This window comes from Thermomonas haemolytica (assembly GCF_004346265.1).
GTDB classification, from domain to species: domain Bacteria; phylum Pseudomonadota; class Gammaproteobacteria; order Xanthomonadales; family Xanthomonadaceae; genus Thermomonas; species Thermomonas haemolytica.
The window spans coordinates 39635-54112 of the sequence record NZ_SMAP01000008.1; the positions used below are offsets into that span (position 1 = coordinate 39635).

The following is a 14478-nucleotide window of genomic DNA, read 5'->3' on the forward strand; positions in this document are numbered from 1 at the left end:
TTGCCGTCATCCACAGGAGAACACCCATGAAACCCCGCACCCACGTGGCCCACGACGACGGCCAGCGCCGGCTGGCGGTGCTGATCGACGCCGACAACGCGCAGGCCGCGGTGATCGAGGGCCTGCTGGCGGAGGTGGCCAAGTACGGGCTGGCCAGCGTGAAGCGCATCTATGGCGACTTCACCTCGCAGCAGCAGGCGCAGTGGAAGAAGGTGCTGCTGAAGCATTCCATCACCCCGGTGCAGCAGTTCGCCTACACCAGCGGCAAGAACGCCACCGATAGCGCGCTGATCATCGACGCGATGGACCTGATGTACACCGGCCGCTTCGACGGCATGTGCCTGGTCTCCAGCGATAGCGATTTCACCCGGCTGGCGCAGCGCCTGCGCGAGGAGGGGCTGACGGTGTATGGCTTTGGCGAGCACAAGACGCCGGATGCGTTCGTGCAGGCCTGCGACAAGTTCATCTACACCGAGGTGCTGCGCGCCGAGGCGCAGGAGGCACCGGAGCCTGCCGCCAAGCCGGCCGCGGAGAAGCCCGCCGCGAAGCCGAAGCCCGCGCCGGAGCCAACGCCGGAGCCAGCGCCCGCAAAAGCCGGGCCGCTGCCGCTCCCGCTGGAGCTGCTGCGGCAGGCCATCGAGGAAGCCTCGGACGACGAGGGCTGGGCGCACCTGGGCGCGATGGGCACCTACCTCAACAAGATCAAGCCCAACTTCGACCCGCGCCTGTACGGGCAGAAGAAACTCAGCGACCTGCTGCGCAAGCATCCCAAGCACTTCAGCGTGGTCGAGCGCGAAAGCGGCGGTGGCGGCAAGGCGCTGTACGTCAAGGCGCTGGGCTGACGCAAAAACACCGGGCCGCGGCCCCGGACCTTTGACGGTATGGGGAGAGCCGCAGGCCCGGTGCCGGGGGAGGAGAAGCGCGCGCCGCCGCGCGTCGGGGGAGGAGGACGGGGGAGTGGCGGCGGCGCGCGAAGGGGGTCGCGTCAGAAGCGCATCTGCAGGCGCAGGTTGACCGGGTAGGAGGTGCGCTTGCCGGTGTTGTTGATCCCGGCCAGGCCCAGCCCGGCGAGCGCGCTGTCGTCGCCGGACAGGTTGCCGTGGTAGCGCGCGCCCACTTCCAGCCCCAGCGAGGTCTTGTCGGTCAGCGCCCACAGCACGCCGAGGTCGGCGCCGCCGCTGAACTGCCAGCCGCTCTTGAAGAAGGGCACGTCGTTGAGGGCGATGTTGGCATCGGGAATGGTGAAGGTGGCCTTGATGCTGCTGACGTGGGTGGTGCCCAGGCGGCCGGCGATATACGGGCGCACGCTGCCGCCGCTGCCGAAGTAGTAGCGGTAGCCGCCTTCCAGCGCCAGCGCGTCGTAGCCACCGAAGCGGCCATACACCGGCAAGGTGGTGTCCAGTGCCGGAACGTAGGCGCCGCCCACCTGGGTGCTGCCGGCGCCGGTGCGGGTGTACACCAGCTGGCCGAACACCTCGTCGCTGTTGCCCATCGGCCAGGCCATTTCCACCCCGAGGTTGGTCGCCTTGCCATAGATCTTGTCGTACGAGCGCGCGCCGATCCGCAGTTCGGCGGACACGCCGGCCAGGTCGGGGTTCAGCGGGCCGAGGTCGGCGATCGGGGCGATCGCGCCCTTGTGCACGTCGCCGCTGACCGAGGTGTCATAACCGGCGATCAGGCTGAAGCTGGGGCCGCTCTGGGCCATCGCGGTGGCGGGCAGGGCCAGGGCCAGGGTGAGCAGGGCTGCGGAGGTGCGGTGCATGGCGGGGGACTCCTGTGCGGGGGAAAGACCGGCGCGCGGCCGGTGCAGTGGCGTACGCCGCGGTATCCGGATTGGATGCACCCGCGGCGCGCGGCCGGCGCGGACGGCTGCAAGGCTGCGTTGCATGAATGCGCTTGAAGCTGCTGCCCGCAGGCGCGGATAGTGGCGGGCACTCGTTTCCGATCGCCCCGGAGCCGCCCATGCCGCACCTGTTCACGCCGGTTTCTTTCGGTTCCCTGACATTGGCCAACCGCATCGTGGTGGCGCCGATGTGCCAGTACGCCTGCGCCGGCGATGGCTGCGCCAACGACTGGCATGTGCAGCACTGGGGGATGCTGGCGCAGTCCGGCGCCGGGTTGCTGCTGACCGAGGCCACCGCGGTGCTGCCGGAGGGGCGCATCAGCTGGGCCGATCTGGGTCTGTACGACGATGCCTGCGAGGCCGCGTTCGCGCAGGCGCTGGCCAGCGTGCGCCGGTGGTCGCCGGTGCCGGTGGGCGTGCAGCTGGCGCATGCCGGGCGCAAGGCCTCCACCCATCGCCCGTGGGAGCAGGGCGGGCGCGCGATCGCGCCGGGGCAGCCGCACGGCTGGCAGGTGGTGGCGCCCTCCGCGCTGGCCTACGCGGAAGACGGGCCGACCCCGCAGGCGCTGGATGCCGCCGGGATCGCGCGCGTGGTGCAGGCGTTCGCGGACGCAGCCCGACGTGCCGTGCGGCTGGGGCTGGATGCCATCGAGATCCATGCCGCGCACGGCTACCTGCTGCACCAGTTCCTCTCGCCGCTCAGCAACCGCCGCACGGATGCCTACGGCGGCGGGCTGGAGCAGCGCATGCGGCTGCTGCTGGAGGTGTTCGACGCGGTGCGCGCGGCGGTGCCGGAGGCGATGCCGGTGGGCGTGCGCATCTCCGCCACCGATTGGGTGGACGGCGGCTGGGACCTGACGCAGAGCATCGCGCTGGCCAAGCGCCTGGGCGCGCGCGGCTGCGCCTACATCCACGTCTCCAGCGGCGGGTTGCATCCGGCCCAGCAGATCCCGCTGGCGCCCGGCTACCAGCTGCCGTTTGCCGAGGCGATCCGGCGCGAAGTGGCGATGCCGGTGATCGGGGTCGGCCTGATCACCACCCCGGAGCAGGCTGAGGCCGCGCTGGCCGAGGGCCGCGCCGATGCCATCGCGCTGGCGCGCGCGCTGCTGTGGAACCCGCGCTGGCCGTGGCATGCGGCCGCCGCGCTGGGCGCGCAGGTGGCCGCCTCGCCGCGCTACCTGCGCGCGGTGCCGCATGGATTGCCGCATACGCTGCTGCGGCCGGCGGGCGGCAGCGCCGATTGACCCGCCGCGTCATCCTCCCTCCCGCCACTGCCGGAGCCGCGCCATGACCGCAATCCCCCCGATGCCCGCCGCGTTCCTCGGCCACGGCAGCCCCATGAACGCGCTGGAGGAGAACCGCTACACCGCGGCCTGGCGGGCCTTCGGCGCGGCGGTGCCGCGGCCGCGCGCGATCCTGGCGGTGTCCGCGCATTGGCATATCGACGGCCTGGCGGTGACCGCGATGCCGCGCCCGCGCACCATCCACGACTTCTACGGCTTCCCGCAGGCGCTGTTCGACCTGCAGTACCCGGCGCCGGGGCTGCCGCAGCTGGCGGAGGAAGTGGCGGATACGGTGGCGCCGGATTTCGTGGTCGGCGCCGACCGCGACGGCTGGGGGCTCGACCACGGCACCTGGTCGGTGCTGGTGCACGCCTTCCCCGAGGCCGACATCCCGGTGGTGCAGCTGTCGCTGGACGCACGCAAGCCGCTGGACTGGCATCTGGCGCTGGGGGCGAAGCTGGCCCCGCTGCGCCAGCGCGGGGTGCTGGTGATGGGCAGCGGCAACCTGGTGCACAACCTGCGCGCGCTCGACTGGGCACAGCCGGAGGGCGGCTTCGACTGGGCACGCCGCTTCGATGCCGATGCGCGCGCGCTGCTGGCCGAGCGTCCGCACGACCTGCCCGCGCTGGCCACGCATCCGGACTACCGCAAGGCGGTGCCGACCGACGAGCATTTCCTGCCGCTGCTCTACCTGGCCGGCCTGTCCGCCGCCGCGGGGCGGGCAAGCGACGTGCTGGTGGACGGGTTCGCCTACGGGTCACTGTCGATGGCCGCGTTCACCCTGGACGCGGATGGCCCGCGCATTGCAGCTGGCGGTGAGGCCGGGGCGGCCGCCTTGCCGCGCGGGGTGGCGCCGGAGGATGCCAACATCTGAGCGCGCGCCCGGGCGTGCGCTGCGCCTGCCGGATTGCCGATCAGCGCGGGGCCGGCTCGTGCACCGCATCGCGCCCCGGCAGGCGCAGGCGCGGACGCAGCCAGTCGGCGAGTTCGGATTCGTCCAGCGAGCCCTCGGCCAGTGCGATGTACACCGGATACAGCTCGGCATCATCCGCCAGCAGGGTGGCGCCATTGAGGGCGAGGAACACTTCGCAGGCCACCGCGGCCGTGCGCTTGTTGCCGTCCACGAACGGATGGTTGCGCGCCAGGCCGAAGGCCAGGCTGGCCGCCAGGTCGGCCAGGTCCGGCGGCGGGTCGCCGTAGGCCTGCCGCTGCTGCGGGCGCGCCAGCGCGGACTGCAGCAGGGCCTCGTCGCGCACGCCTTCGCGGCCGCCGTGCTCGGCCAGCTGGCGGCCGTGGATGGCGAGCGCCAGCGCGCGGTCGATCCAGACCAGCACGTCGGCTTACTCGGCCAGCTTGCGCAGCAGGCCGCGGCGCTCGCGCATGATCCGCTCCGCCACCTCCATCTTGGCCGCGAAGTCGGGGTCGTAGGTGGTCAGGCGGATGCCGTCCGGGGTTTCCAGCGCGTACAGCTCGTCGCCCTTGTCCAGGCGCAGGCGGGCCAGCAGCTCCTTGGGCAGGATGACGCCGGCGGAATTGCCGATGGCGGTGATCTTGAGTTTCATGGCGGGCCTCGCGGTTGTTATAACCGATGTTATACGGGCAGCGAGGCCCATGCAACCTGGGGCGCCGGCTCAGTCGACGCCCGCGCCCAGCGTCTCGCGCACGCTGGCGTGCAGCTGGCGGCGCAGGCTCAGCCAGCCGGCCAGCATCGCCGCCAGCATGCCGCCAATGGCGCCGATCGCCAGCGTGGTGCCGCTCCAGGTGGGTGGCAGGTCCAGCACGCGCTGGGCGAACAGGGTGCCGATGCCGGCCGCCGCCAGCGCGGCGATGCCGCCGGCGATCGCGCCGATCGCGCCGAATTCCACCAGCTGCGCCAGCCGCAGCTGCGCGCTGCTGGCACCCAGCGTGCGCAGTACGCCCAGCTCGGTGATGCGTTCGCGGCGGGTCGCCGTCACCGCCGCCACGAACACCAGGCAGCCCGAGAGGAAGGCGAACCAGAACACCACCTGGATCACCCGCGCGGCCTGGTCGCCGATGCGCCGGATCTCGCCGGTGATGGCATCGATGTCGATCACGTTGGCGTTCGGCACCGCCTGCGCCAGCGCGACCGCCAGCCGGGTATCGCCCACCGGCACTTTCACCGCGGTGATGTAGGTGGCCGGCAGGTCGCGCGCGAGGTCGGGCGAGGCCAGCACGAAGAAGTTCGGGGTGAAGCTTTCCCAGCGCACGTCGCGCAGGCTGGTGATGCGGCCCTCGATGCGCCGGCCGGCCACGTCGAACGCCAAGGTATCGCCCAGCCGCCAGCGCAGCTGTTCGGCGAACCTGGTCTCCACCGAGAATTCATTGCGTGCGGTCTTCGGGTTCCAGAACGCGCCGGCGCGCAGGGTGTTGCCGGTGGGCAGGGCATCGGCGGTGGAGAGATTGAACTCGCGGTCGAGCAGGCGCTCGCCGCGGCCCTGCGGCGCCGGCCGCCCGCGCTGCTGCGCGCTCTCGCCCACGTAGCGCGCGCGGATCAGCGGCGAGAACCCGGTGGCGCGCAGGCCCAGGCGCGCCAGCACCGCCTCGAACGCGGGCCGCTGGTCGGGCTGCACGTTGATCACGAAGCGGTTGGGCGCATCCGCGCGCACGCTGGCCTGCCATTGGTCCCATACGTCGGTGCGCACCAGCAGCAACAGCAGCAGCGCCATCAGGCTAGTGCCCAGCGCCACCACCTGCGCGATGGTCAGGCGCCGCCGGCGCGACAGGTTCAGCAGTGCATAGCGCACGATCCCGCTGCCGGCCCGGCCGGCGCGCGCCACCAGCGCCGCCAGCGCCCAGCCGGCCACGCCCAGCACCGCGGCGGTGGCCAGCAGCCCGCCCAGCAGCACCGCGCCGGTGGTGGCATTGCCGGCCGCCTGCCAGAACAGCGCCAGCAACCCGCCCAGCGCCAGCGCGAACAGCAGCAGCGCCGGCGGCGAGGGCGTGCGCAGGTCCTGGCGCAGCACCGCCAGCGCGCTGACCCGGCGCAGCGCCAGCAGCGGCGGCAGCGCGAAGGTCAGCAGGATCCAGCCGCCCACCAGTGCGCCCTTCAGCAGCGGCCAGGCGCTCGCCGGGGGCAGCGGGGTGCCCAGCGCGCGCGCGACCCACAGCCCGGCCAGCTGCTGCAGTCCCAGCGCGGCCAGCAGCGCCAGCAGGATGGCGATTCCGCCGAGCAGGCCCAGCTGCATGATGTACAGGCCGGCGATCGCGCGCTGGCCGGCGCCGAGCGCGCGCAGGGTGGCGGCGATCGCGCGGTGGCGCTCGGCGTGCTGGCGCGCGGCCATGCCGATGGCGACCGCCGCCAGCGCGGCGGTGAGCACCAGCGACACCGCGAGGAAGCGCTGCGCGCGGTCCAGCGCGGTGCGCAGCTGCGGGCTGAGGTCGTCGCCGGTCTCGACCCGGTCGCCGGGGCCGCGCGCGGCTTCGCGTGCCTTCACCCAGGCGGCCACCGCCGGCGCCGGGCCGGCCACCGCCAGCCGCCAGCTGGCGCGCGCGCCGGGGGCGAGCAGGCCGCCGGCCTCGACCTCGGCCAGCGGCAGGATCACCCGCGGCCCCAGTTCCACCCCGTTGAGCGGGCGGTCCGGCTCGTCCAGCACGATCCCGGCCAGCCGCAGCGGGCGGCCGCCGACCTCGACCAGGTCGCCCGGCTGCACGCCCAGCCGTGCCGCGCCGCTGGCGCTCAGCCACAGGCTGCCGGGAGCCGGGCGCGGCAACCGCTGCACGCCGGCCGCGGTGCGCACGGTGTACGGGCCGAGCAGCGGGGCATCCGTGGCCAGCGCCTTCAGCGTGCCCAGCTCGGGCACGCCGCCGCGGCGGCCGACCATGCTGGCCAGCTCCACGCTGCGGTAGCTGCGCAGCCCCAGCCGATCGGCATCGCGCAGGGCCGTCCCCAGCGCGCGGTCATCGCTGCTGAAGGCGGCGTCGCCGCCGACCAGCCGCCGGCTCTGCGCGGCCAACGCGTCGCTGGTGCGCTGGGTCAGGCTGCCCACTCCGGCCAGCGCGAGCACCGCCACGAACAGCGCCGCCAGCAGCACCCCGAATTCGCCGTTGCGCCAGCCCGACCAGGCCTGGCGCGCGGCCATCCGCAGCAGCCGCGTCACGGCAGCAGCCGCCCGGCATCCAGCCGCAGCTGGCGGTCGCAGCGCGCGGCCAGGCGCTCGTCGTGGGTCACCACCACCACGGTGGTGGCGCGCGCATCGTCCATGCCGAACAGCAGGTCCTCGATCGCCTGCCCGGTGCGGCGGTCGAGGTTGCCGGTGGGCTCGTCCGCGAACAGGATCCGCGGCCGGGTGGCGAAGGCGCGCGCGATCGCCACCCGCTGCTGCTCGCCGCCGGAGAGCTGGCGCGGCAGGTGGTGCAGGCGCTGGCCCAGGCCGACCTGCTGCAGCAGCGCGCGCGCCGCGTCGGTGCCGGATTCGCCGCGCAGCTCCAGCGGCAACGCCACGTTGTCCAACGCACTCATCGCCGGCATCAGCTGGAAGTTCTGGAACACGAAGCCGACCGCCCGCGCGCGCAGCGCGGCGCGCGCGTCCTCGTCGCTGGCGTGGATGGGCTCGCCGTCCAGCCACACCTCGCCGCGGCTGGGCAGGTCCAGCCCGGCCAACAGCGACAGCAGGGTGGTCTTGCCGGAGCCGGATTCGCCGACGATCGCGACGCGCTCGCCGGGCGCGATGTCGAGGCTGATCCCGTCGAGGATGGTCAGCGCGCCGTCGGGCAGCGCCACGGTCTTGCCGACGCCGCGCATGCGCAGGCTGCCGGGCGCGGGCGTGCTAGCGTTGCCGGCAACGGAAGCCGGGAGCGGCGCGATGGTATCGGTGGTGCGAGCGTGGTGGCTGGGCGTGGGGTTCATGCTGGCGATGCTAGCCGCATCCACGGCCAGCGCACGTGAGCAGGTGGTGCTGGTGATGGGCGATTCACTCTCGGCCGCCTACGGCTTGCGCCCGGAACAGGGCTGGGTGGCGCTGGCGGATGCGAAATCGAGCCGATACGACTTCCGCAACGCCAGCGTGTCCGGGGAGACGACGGCGGGCGGGCGCAGCCGGATCGATGCCGAGCTGGCGCGCACCCGGCCCGACATAGTGATCATCGAACTGGGCGCCAACGACGGCCTGCGCGGCCTGCCGCTGGACCAGATGGGCGCCAACCTCGGCTGGATGATCGGGCGCAGCCGCGCCGCCGGTGCGCGCGTGCTGCTGGTCGGGCTGCAGCTGCCGCCGAACTTCGGCCCCTACGCGCGCGAGTTCCAGCGCAGCTACGTGCTGATCAGCCAGCGCCTCGGCACCGGGCTGGTGCCGCATTTCCTGGCCCCGCTCGGTACCGGGCGGGGCTGGTTCCAGGCCGACAACCTGCATCCCACGGCGCAGGCGCAGCCGCTGCTGGCGGATGAGATCCTGCGCGCGCTGGATGCGCTGCCGCCGCCCGGCGGCAGGCGTTAGCCGGACAGGCCCTCGGCGCGCAGCGCGGCCTGCACCGCCGGGCGCGCGGCCACCCGCTGCTGGAAGGCGCCCAGGGCCGGAAACTCGGAGAAGTCCAGCTTCAGGTAATCCGCCCAACGGGTGACGGTGAACAGGTAGGCATCGGCCACCGTGAACTGCTCGCCATGCAGGAACGGCTGCGCGGCCAGGCGCGCTTCCAGCAGGCCGTAGCGGCGCTTGAGGTAGGCGATTCGGTCGGCGCGCACGGCCTCGGGCGTGGCCAGGTTGAACAGCGGGCTGTAGGTCTTGTGCAGCTCGGTGCCGATGTAGCTCAGGCTTTCCAGCACGTGGTAGCGCGCGCGGCTGCCCGCGGCCGGCAGCAGCCCGGCATCCGGGCGTTGGTCGGCCAGGTACTGCACGATCACCGCGCCCTCGGTGAGCACGTCGCCGTCGTCCAGGCGCAGCGCCGGCACGTAGCCTTTGGGGTTCACGGCGAGGAAGTCCTCGCCCGCGGCCGTGCGCTTGCTGGCGTGGTCCACCTTGTCCAGGGTCAGGTCCAGGCCCGCCTCGCGCGCCACGATATGCGGGGACAGCGAGCAGGCACCGGGCAGGTAGTAAAGCTTCATCGCGGTCTCCAGGGGGAAGGGAGGCCGCATTGTGCGCGCGCCGGCATATCCGCGGCGCGGCCGCCACGGAACGCTGCGTGCCGGTGGCGCGTTCAGTCCCGCGGCGTGCGTGCCAGCGCGCGGTAGCCGATGTCGGTACGGTGGAACGCGTGCGGCCAGCGAATCGCCGCCACGCCCGCATACGCCGCGCGCTGCGCCTCCGCCACGGTCTTCCCCAGCGCGCATACGCACAGCACGCGACCGCCGGCGGTGACGATGGCGCCGTCGTCGCCCAGCGCGGTGCCGGCATGGAACACCTTGACGTCGGCGGGCACGGCGTCGAGGTCGGAAATGACCTCGCCGGTGACGGGCGTATCCGGATAGGGGCGCGAGGCCATCACCACGCCCAGCGCAGGCCGCGCGTCCCACTGCGCATCCACGCCGTCGAGCCTGCCGTCGATGGCGGCCTCGATGAGTTCGACCAGGTCGGACTGCAGGCGCAGCAGCACCGGCTGGGTCTCCGGGTCGCCGAAGCGCACGTTGAATTCGATCACCTTCGGCGCGCCGCTGGCGTCGATCATCAGCCCGGCGTACAGGAAGCCGGTGAACGGCACGCCGTCGGCGATCATGCCCTGCACGGTCGGTTCGATCACTTCGCGCATGATGCGCGCGTGCACCTCGGGCGTCACCACCGGCGCGGGCGAGTACGCGCCCATGCCGCCGGTGTTGGGGCCGGTGTCGCCATCGCCCACGCGCTTGTGGTCCTGGCTGGTGGCCATCGGCAGCGCGGTGCGGCCGTCCACCATGCAGATGAAGCTGGCCTCCTCGCCATCGAGGAACTCCTCGATCACCACCCGCGCGCCGGCGTCGCCGAAGGCGTTGCCGCTGAGCATGTCGCGCACCGCGGCTTCGGCCTGCTCCAGCGTCATCGCCACGATCACGCCCTTGCCCGCGGCCAGGCCGTCGGCCTTGACCACGATCGGCGCGCCTTTCTGGCGGACGTAGGCAAGCGCCGCGTCGATGTCGGTGTGCACTTCGTAGAACGCGGTGGGGATGCCGTGGCGCTGCAGGAAGTCCTTGGCGAAGGCCTTGCTGCCTTCCAACCGGGCAGCGGCGGCAGTGGGCCCGAAGATGCGCAAGGATGCGGCGCGGAAGCGGTCCACCACGCCCGCCACCAGCGGCTGCTCGGGGCCGACCACGGTCAGCGCCACGCCTTCCTCCTGCGCCAGCCGCAGCAGGCCATCGAGATCGGTGGCCTTCACGGGCACGTTGCGGCACTTGGCCTCGGTCGCGGTGCCGGCATTGCCGGGCGCGACGATCACCTCGGACACGCGCGGCGACTGCGCCAGCTTCCACGCCAGCGCGTGCTCGCGACCGCCGGAACCGATGACGAGAACCTTCATCCTGAAACTCCCGGCCCGTCATTCCCGCGAAGGCGGGAATCCAGCCTTTGATTTTCCACAGCCAATGACAAGCGCTGAATACATGAAAACGGTCGTGAACAGCGGTCCGCTTGCGCGGGAATGACAGTAAGGCGATTAGTGCCTGAAATGCCTGACGCCGGTGAACACCATCGCGATTCCGTGCTCGTCCGCCGCGGCGATCACCTCGGCGTCGCGCAGTGAGCCGCCCGGCTGGATCACCGCCTGGATGCCGGCCTCGGCCGCGGCGTCGATGCCGTCGCGGAACGGGAAGAAGGCGTCGCTGGCCATCACCGAGCCCGGCACCACCAGCCCCGCATCCTGCGCCTTGATGCCGGCGATGCGCGCCGAATACACCCGGCTCATCTGCCCGGCGCCGACACCGATCGTGCGCTGGTCCTTGGCATACACGATGGCGTTGGACTTCACGAACTTGGCGACCTTCCACGCGAACAGCAGGTCGGCGAACTGCGCCTCGGTCGGCGCCAGCTTCGTCACGACCTTCAGCTCGTCGCGGGTGACCACGCGGTCGTCGCAGGTTTGCATCAGCAACCCGGAGTTGATCCGCTTGGTGTCGATGAAGCCGGGCGACGGCGGCGCCAGCGCGATGCGCAGCACGCGCACGTTGGCCTTCTTTTTCGCGTAGGCCAGCGCGTCGTCGTCGTAATCCGGCGCGATCAGCACCTCGACGAACTGGCGGTCGAGGATGGTCTTGCAGGTGGCGCCGTCGAGCGGCGTGTTGAAGGCGAGGATGCCGCCGAACGCGCTGGTGGGGTCGGTGGCATAGGCCTGCTCGTAGGCGTCCAGGCAGCCGGTGCCCACGGCCACGCCGCAGGGGTTGGCGTGCTTGACGATCACGCAGGCCGGCACATCGAACTGGCGCACGCATTCCCACGCGGCGTCGCTGTCGGCGATGTTGTTGTAGCTGAGCTCCTTGCCTTGCAGCTGCTCCAGCGTGGCCAGCGAGCCGGGCGCCGGATGCAGGTCGCGGTAGAACGCGGCCTGCTGGTGCGGATTCTCGCCGTAGCGCAGGTCCATCACCTTCACGAACGTCCCGTTGGCCTGCGCGGAGAATGCCGCGCGTACCGGCACGGCGGCGGAGGCGTCGGTGATCGCCGAGAGGTAGTTGCTGATCGCGGCGTCGTACTGGGCGACGCGGTTGAACGCCGCCACCGACAGCGCGAAGCGGGTGCCGGCCGACAGGCGGCCGCCGCTGGCGTCGAGTTCGGCGACCAGGCCGGCGTACTGCGCCGGATCGGTGGCGACCGCCACCCGCGCGAAGTTCTTCGCCGCGCTGCGCAGCATCGCCGGGCCGCCGATGTCGATGTTCTCCACCGCCTCCGCCAGCGTGCAGCCGGCGCGCGCGGTGGTGGCCTCGAACGGATACAGGTTCAGCACCAGCAGGTCGATGGCGCCGATGCCGTGCTCCGCCATCACGGCATCGTCCACCCCGGCGCGGCCGAGCAGGCCGCCGTGCACCACCGGGTGCAGGGTCTTGACGCGGCCGTCCATCATCTCGGGGAAGCCGGTGAGGTCGGCCACGTCGCGTACCGCCAGGCCTGCTTCGCGCAGCGCGCGCGCGGTGCCGCCGGTGGAGACCAGCTCCACCCCGTGCGCGGCCAGCGCGCGGGCGAGGTCGAGCAGGCCGGTCTTGTCGGAAACGGACAGCAGGGCGCGGCGAACGGTCACCGGCGCGCCGGGGAAGGCATCGGCAGACATGCAGAGGGCGGTGCGATGGGGAAGCCCGGCATTATACGGGCCGGCACCGGGCCGGCCGCGGCCGCCGCTCAGGCCAGGCCGTAGTCGCGCAGCTTCTTGCGCAAGGTGGCGCGGTGGATGCCCAGCATCGCCGCGGCGCGGCTCTGGTTGCCGGCGCAGTGGCGCAGGACCTCGGTGAACAGCGGGATTTCCAGTTCGCGCAGCGCGGTGTTGTACAGGTCGTCGGTGTCGCAGCCGTCCAGGTCCTGCAGGTAGCGGCGTACCGAGTGGGCGACATGCTCGCGCAGCGGCGCGCGGCCGGTGTCCTGGCGATGGCTGGATGCGTTCAAGCGGGGTCCCGGTGGGCGGCGCGCCGGCACCCGGACGGGTGCGGCGCGGGCTATGACTATAGCGCAGGCGCGGCGCGGGTGGTCATTCGAAGCGGAAGTCGAAGGCCACCACGTCCGGCGCCGGCTCCACCAGGTCGAACGCGATCTGGCCGGCCTGGCCGGGCTGCAGCAGTGCCGGGTGCGGCTCCGGGCCGAGGTAGTCGCGCGGCAGGAAGCGGCGGCTGCCCAGGGTGCGCCCGTTGGCATCGGCCAGGGTCAGCACCAGGGCCGGCCACGGCTGCGCCCAGCGCGCGTCGTTGCGGAAGCTGGCCTGCACGCGCAACACGCCGGGGCGGTCGGGCGGGGCGATCACGTCGCGCGAGAGCATGCTGAAGGCGCCCGGCTCGCGCCAAGCCGGCAGCGGGCAGTGCAGCAGGCCGCAGCCGGCTTCCAGCAGCGGCCGCAGGCGCGGGCTGGCGGCCAGCTGCGCGCGCTGCAGCCAGCCCAGTTGCGCCAGCAGGGCCACCGCCAGCAGCGCCAGCGCCAGCCACTCGCCGCGCCGCCGCAGCGGCGCCGGCCGCCCGCCGGCCAGGAAGCCCGGGGTGCCGGGTGCGCGGCTCATGCCGCCACCGCGGCCTGGTTGCGGATGCCGTCCAAGCGCACCCAGTCGTCCTCGCGCGCCACCTGCAGGGCATCGAACCACGGCGCGAAGCGCACCAGCAGCGCCTCTTCCTGCCCGGCGAGGATGCCGGACATCGCCAGCCGCCCGCCGGGCGCGGTGCGCGCGGCGAGGGTTTCGGCCAGCGCGTCCAGCGCCGAGGCCAGGATGTTGGCGACCACCACCGGATAGCGCCCCGCGGGGGCGTCCTGCGGCAGGAAGGTGGCGATCTCCACGCCGTTGCGCTCGGCATTGTCGGCGGTGGCGGTGATCGCCTGCGGATCGTTGTCGATCCCGCTCGCGCTGGCGGCGCCCAGCTTCAGCGCGGCCAGCGCGAGGATGCCGCTGCCGCAGCCGAAATCGAGCACGGCCTTGCCCTGCAGGCCGCCGGCACTCGCCAGTTCGTCCAGCCAACGCAGGCACAACGCGGTGGTGGGATGGGTGCCGGAGCCGAACGCCAGCCCGGGGTCCAGCCGCACGATCGCCGCATCGGCGCCGGCCTCGGCGGGCAGCGGGTGGTTCCACGGCACGATCCAGGTGCGCGTGCCGAACCGCATCGGCTGGAAGCTGTCCAGCCACGCGCGTTCCCACGCCTGGTCCTCGATCCGCTCGAAGCGCGCCTGCGACCAGTCCAGCGCCGGGTCGAACGCTTCCAGCGCGGCCAGCAGGAGCAGGCCGTCGGTGGCGGCGTCGAACAGCGCGGTCAGGGTCATCTGCTGCCACAGCGGCAGCTCGCCCACGCCGGGTTCGAAGATCGCCTGCTCATCGGGCTGGTCGAGGTGGGCGTCCTGCAGGGTCACGGCCAGCGCACCCACGTCTTCCAGCGCGCGTTCGAACCGCGGGTATTCGGCTTCGCTGCAGGGCGTGGAGAGTTGCAGATAGGGCATGGGCGGACGGAGCGCGGAGGTCGCGCCATTCTCGCAGGTTCCGCCCGGCCCGTTCGTGGTTCGACAGGCGCACCACGAGCGGGAGGGGCTCACCACGGACGGGAGGGGCGCACTGCGAACGGGAGACGGGCCTGCCATGAGCGGTAAATCCTCCACCCGTTCGTCCTGAGCCTGTCGAAGGATGAACGGGGCGCGCGGGCCCGCCCGTGGTTCGATGGGCTCACCACGAGTGGGAGGGGCTCACCACGAGGGGGAGGGGGCTCACCGCGAACGGGAGGGGCGCACCTAGAGGATGCGCGCCTTGAACCCCGCCGGCGCGGGG

Annotated in this window: 15 protein-coding genes; 4 read left to right on the forward strand and 11 right to left on the reverse strand. The window is 72.7% G+C overall.

The features are described from left to right. Positions 1 to 26 precede the first annotated feature (26 nt). Entirely contained in the window at positions 27 to 842 is an 816-nt protein-coding gene (locus EDC34_RS09755; protein WP_114960655.1) for an NYN domain-containing protein, read from the forward strand. 143 nt (positions 843 to 985) lie between these two features. Here the strand turns inward: EDC34_RS09755 and EDC34_RS09760 are convergent, their stop codons facing one another. Then, positions 986 to 1762, reverse strand: coding sequence for a hypothetical protein (locus EDC34_RS09760; protein ID WP_114960654.1), 777 nt, complete (start codon positions 1760 to 1762; stop codon positions 986 to 988). A gap of 200 nt (positions 1763 to 1962) precedes the next feature. Here EDC34_RS09760 and EDC34_RS09765 point away from each other — a divergent pair, with 200 nt between their 5' ends. Then, a complete protein-coding gene (locus EDC34_RS09765) occupies positions 1963 to 3087 on the forward strand; it encodes an NADH:flavin oxidoreductase/NADH oxidase (RefSeq protein ID WP_114960692.1) in 1125 nt (374 codons plus the stop codon). Positions 3088 to 3130: 43 nt separating this feature from the next. Continuing rightward, positions 3131 to 4000 (forward strand): 4,5-DOPA-extradiol-dioxygenase, encoded by an 870-nt coding sequence (ygiD, locus tag EDC34_RS09770; RefSeq protein WP_240311115.1) that lies wholly within the window; start codon positions 3131 to 3133, stop codon positions 3998 to 4000. A gap of 40 nt (positions 4001 to 4040) precedes the next feature. Here the strand turns inward: ygiD and EDC34_RS09775 are convergent, their stop codons facing one another. From EDC34_RS09775 to EDC34_RS09790, 4 genes are all read right to left on the reverse strand, one after another. Further along, positions 4041 to 4460 carry a type II toxin-antitoxin system death-on-curing family toxin gene (locus EDC34_RS09775; protein WP_114960652.1) on the reverse strand — a complete coding sequence of 140 codons (420 nt, stop codon included), beginning with the start codon at positions 4458 to 4460 and terminating at the stop codon, positions 4041 to 4043. Between the two features lie 6 nt (positions 4461 to 4466). Next, a complete protein-coding gene (locus EDC34_RS09780; protein WP_114960651.1) occupies positions 4467 to 4688 on the reverse strand; it encodes an AbrB/MazE/SpoVT family DNA-binding domain-containing protein in 222 nt (73 codons plus the stop codon). Between the two features lie 69 nt (positions 4689 to 4757). After that, positions 4758 to 7244, reverse strand: coding sequence for an ABC transporter permease (locus EDC34_RS09785; protein WP_114960650.1), 2487 nt, complete (start codon positions 7242 to 7244; stop codon positions 4758 to 4760). Next, on the reverse strand, positions 7241 to 7993 hold the full coding sequence (locus tag EDC34_RS09790; RefSeq protein ID WP_240311114.1) for an ABC transporter ATP-binding protein: 753 nt from the start codon (positions 7991 to 7993) through the stop codon (positions 7241 to 7243). Before EDC34_RS09790 ends, EDC34_RS09785 begins: the two co-directional genes overlap by 4 nt. A gap of 7 nt (positions 7994 to 8000) precedes the next feature. Between EDC34_RS09790 and EDC34_RS09795 the strand changes: the two genes are divergently transcribed. Beyond that, on the forward strand, positions 8001 to 8579 hold the full coding sequence (locus EDC34_RS09795) for an arylesterase (protein WP_240311113.1): 579 nt from the start codon (positions 8001 to 8003) through the stop codon (positions 8577 to 8579). Here the strand turns inward: EDC34_RS09795 and gstA are convergent. From gstA to prmA, 6 genes are all read right to left on the reverse strand, one after another. Next, positions 8576 to 9184, reverse strand: a complete 609-nt coding sequence (gene gstA, locus EDC34_RS09800; protein WP_114960648.1) for a glutathione transferase GstA — start codon at positions 9182 to 9184, stop codon at positions 8576 to 8578. The genes EDC34_RS09795 and gstA overlap by 4 nt on opposite strands. A gap of 92 nt (positions 9185 to 9276) precedes the next feature. Beyond that, on the reverse strand, positions 9277 to 10566 hold the full coding sequence (gene purD, locus EDC34_RS09805) for a phosphoribosylamine--glycine ligase (protein WP_114960647.1): 1290 nt from the start codon (positions 10564 to 10566) through the stop codon (positions 9277 to 9279). Positions 10567 to 10701: 135 nt separating this feature from the next. Beyond that, positions 10702 to 12303 carry a bifunctional phosphoribosylaminoimidazolecarboxamide formyltransferase/IMP cyclohydrolase gene (purH, locus tag EDC34_RS09810; protein WP_114960646.1) on the reverse strand — a complete coding sequence of 534 codons (1602 nt, stop codon included), beginning with the start codon at positions 12301 to 12303 and terminating at the stop codon, positions 10702 to 10704. A 68-nt stretch (positions 12304 to 12371) separates the two neighbouring features. Further along, positions 12372 to 12632: a DNA-binding transcriptional regulator Fis gene (gene fis / locus EDC34_RS09815; RefSeq protein WP_114960645.1), complete on the reverse strand. Its 261-nt coding sequence runs from the start codon at positions 12630 to 12632 to the stop codon at positions 12372 to 12374. An 82-nt stretch (positions 12633 to 12714) separates the two neighbouring features. Further along, positions 12715 to 13233, reverse strand: coding sequence for a DUF3426 domain-containing protein (locus EDC34_RS09820; RefSeq protein WP_114960644.1), 519 nt, complete (start codon positions 13231 to 13233; stop codon positions 12715 to 12717). Next, positions 13230 to 14156 (reverse strand): 50S ribosomal protein L11 methyltransferase, encoded by a 927-nt coding sequence (gene prmA / locus EDC34_RS09825; protein ID WP_114960643.1) that lies wholly within the window; start codon positions 14154 to 14156, stop codon positions 13230 to 13232. Before prmA ends, EDC34_RS09820 begins: the two co-directional genes overlap by 4 nt. Positions 14157 to 14478: the final 322 nt, after the last annotated feature.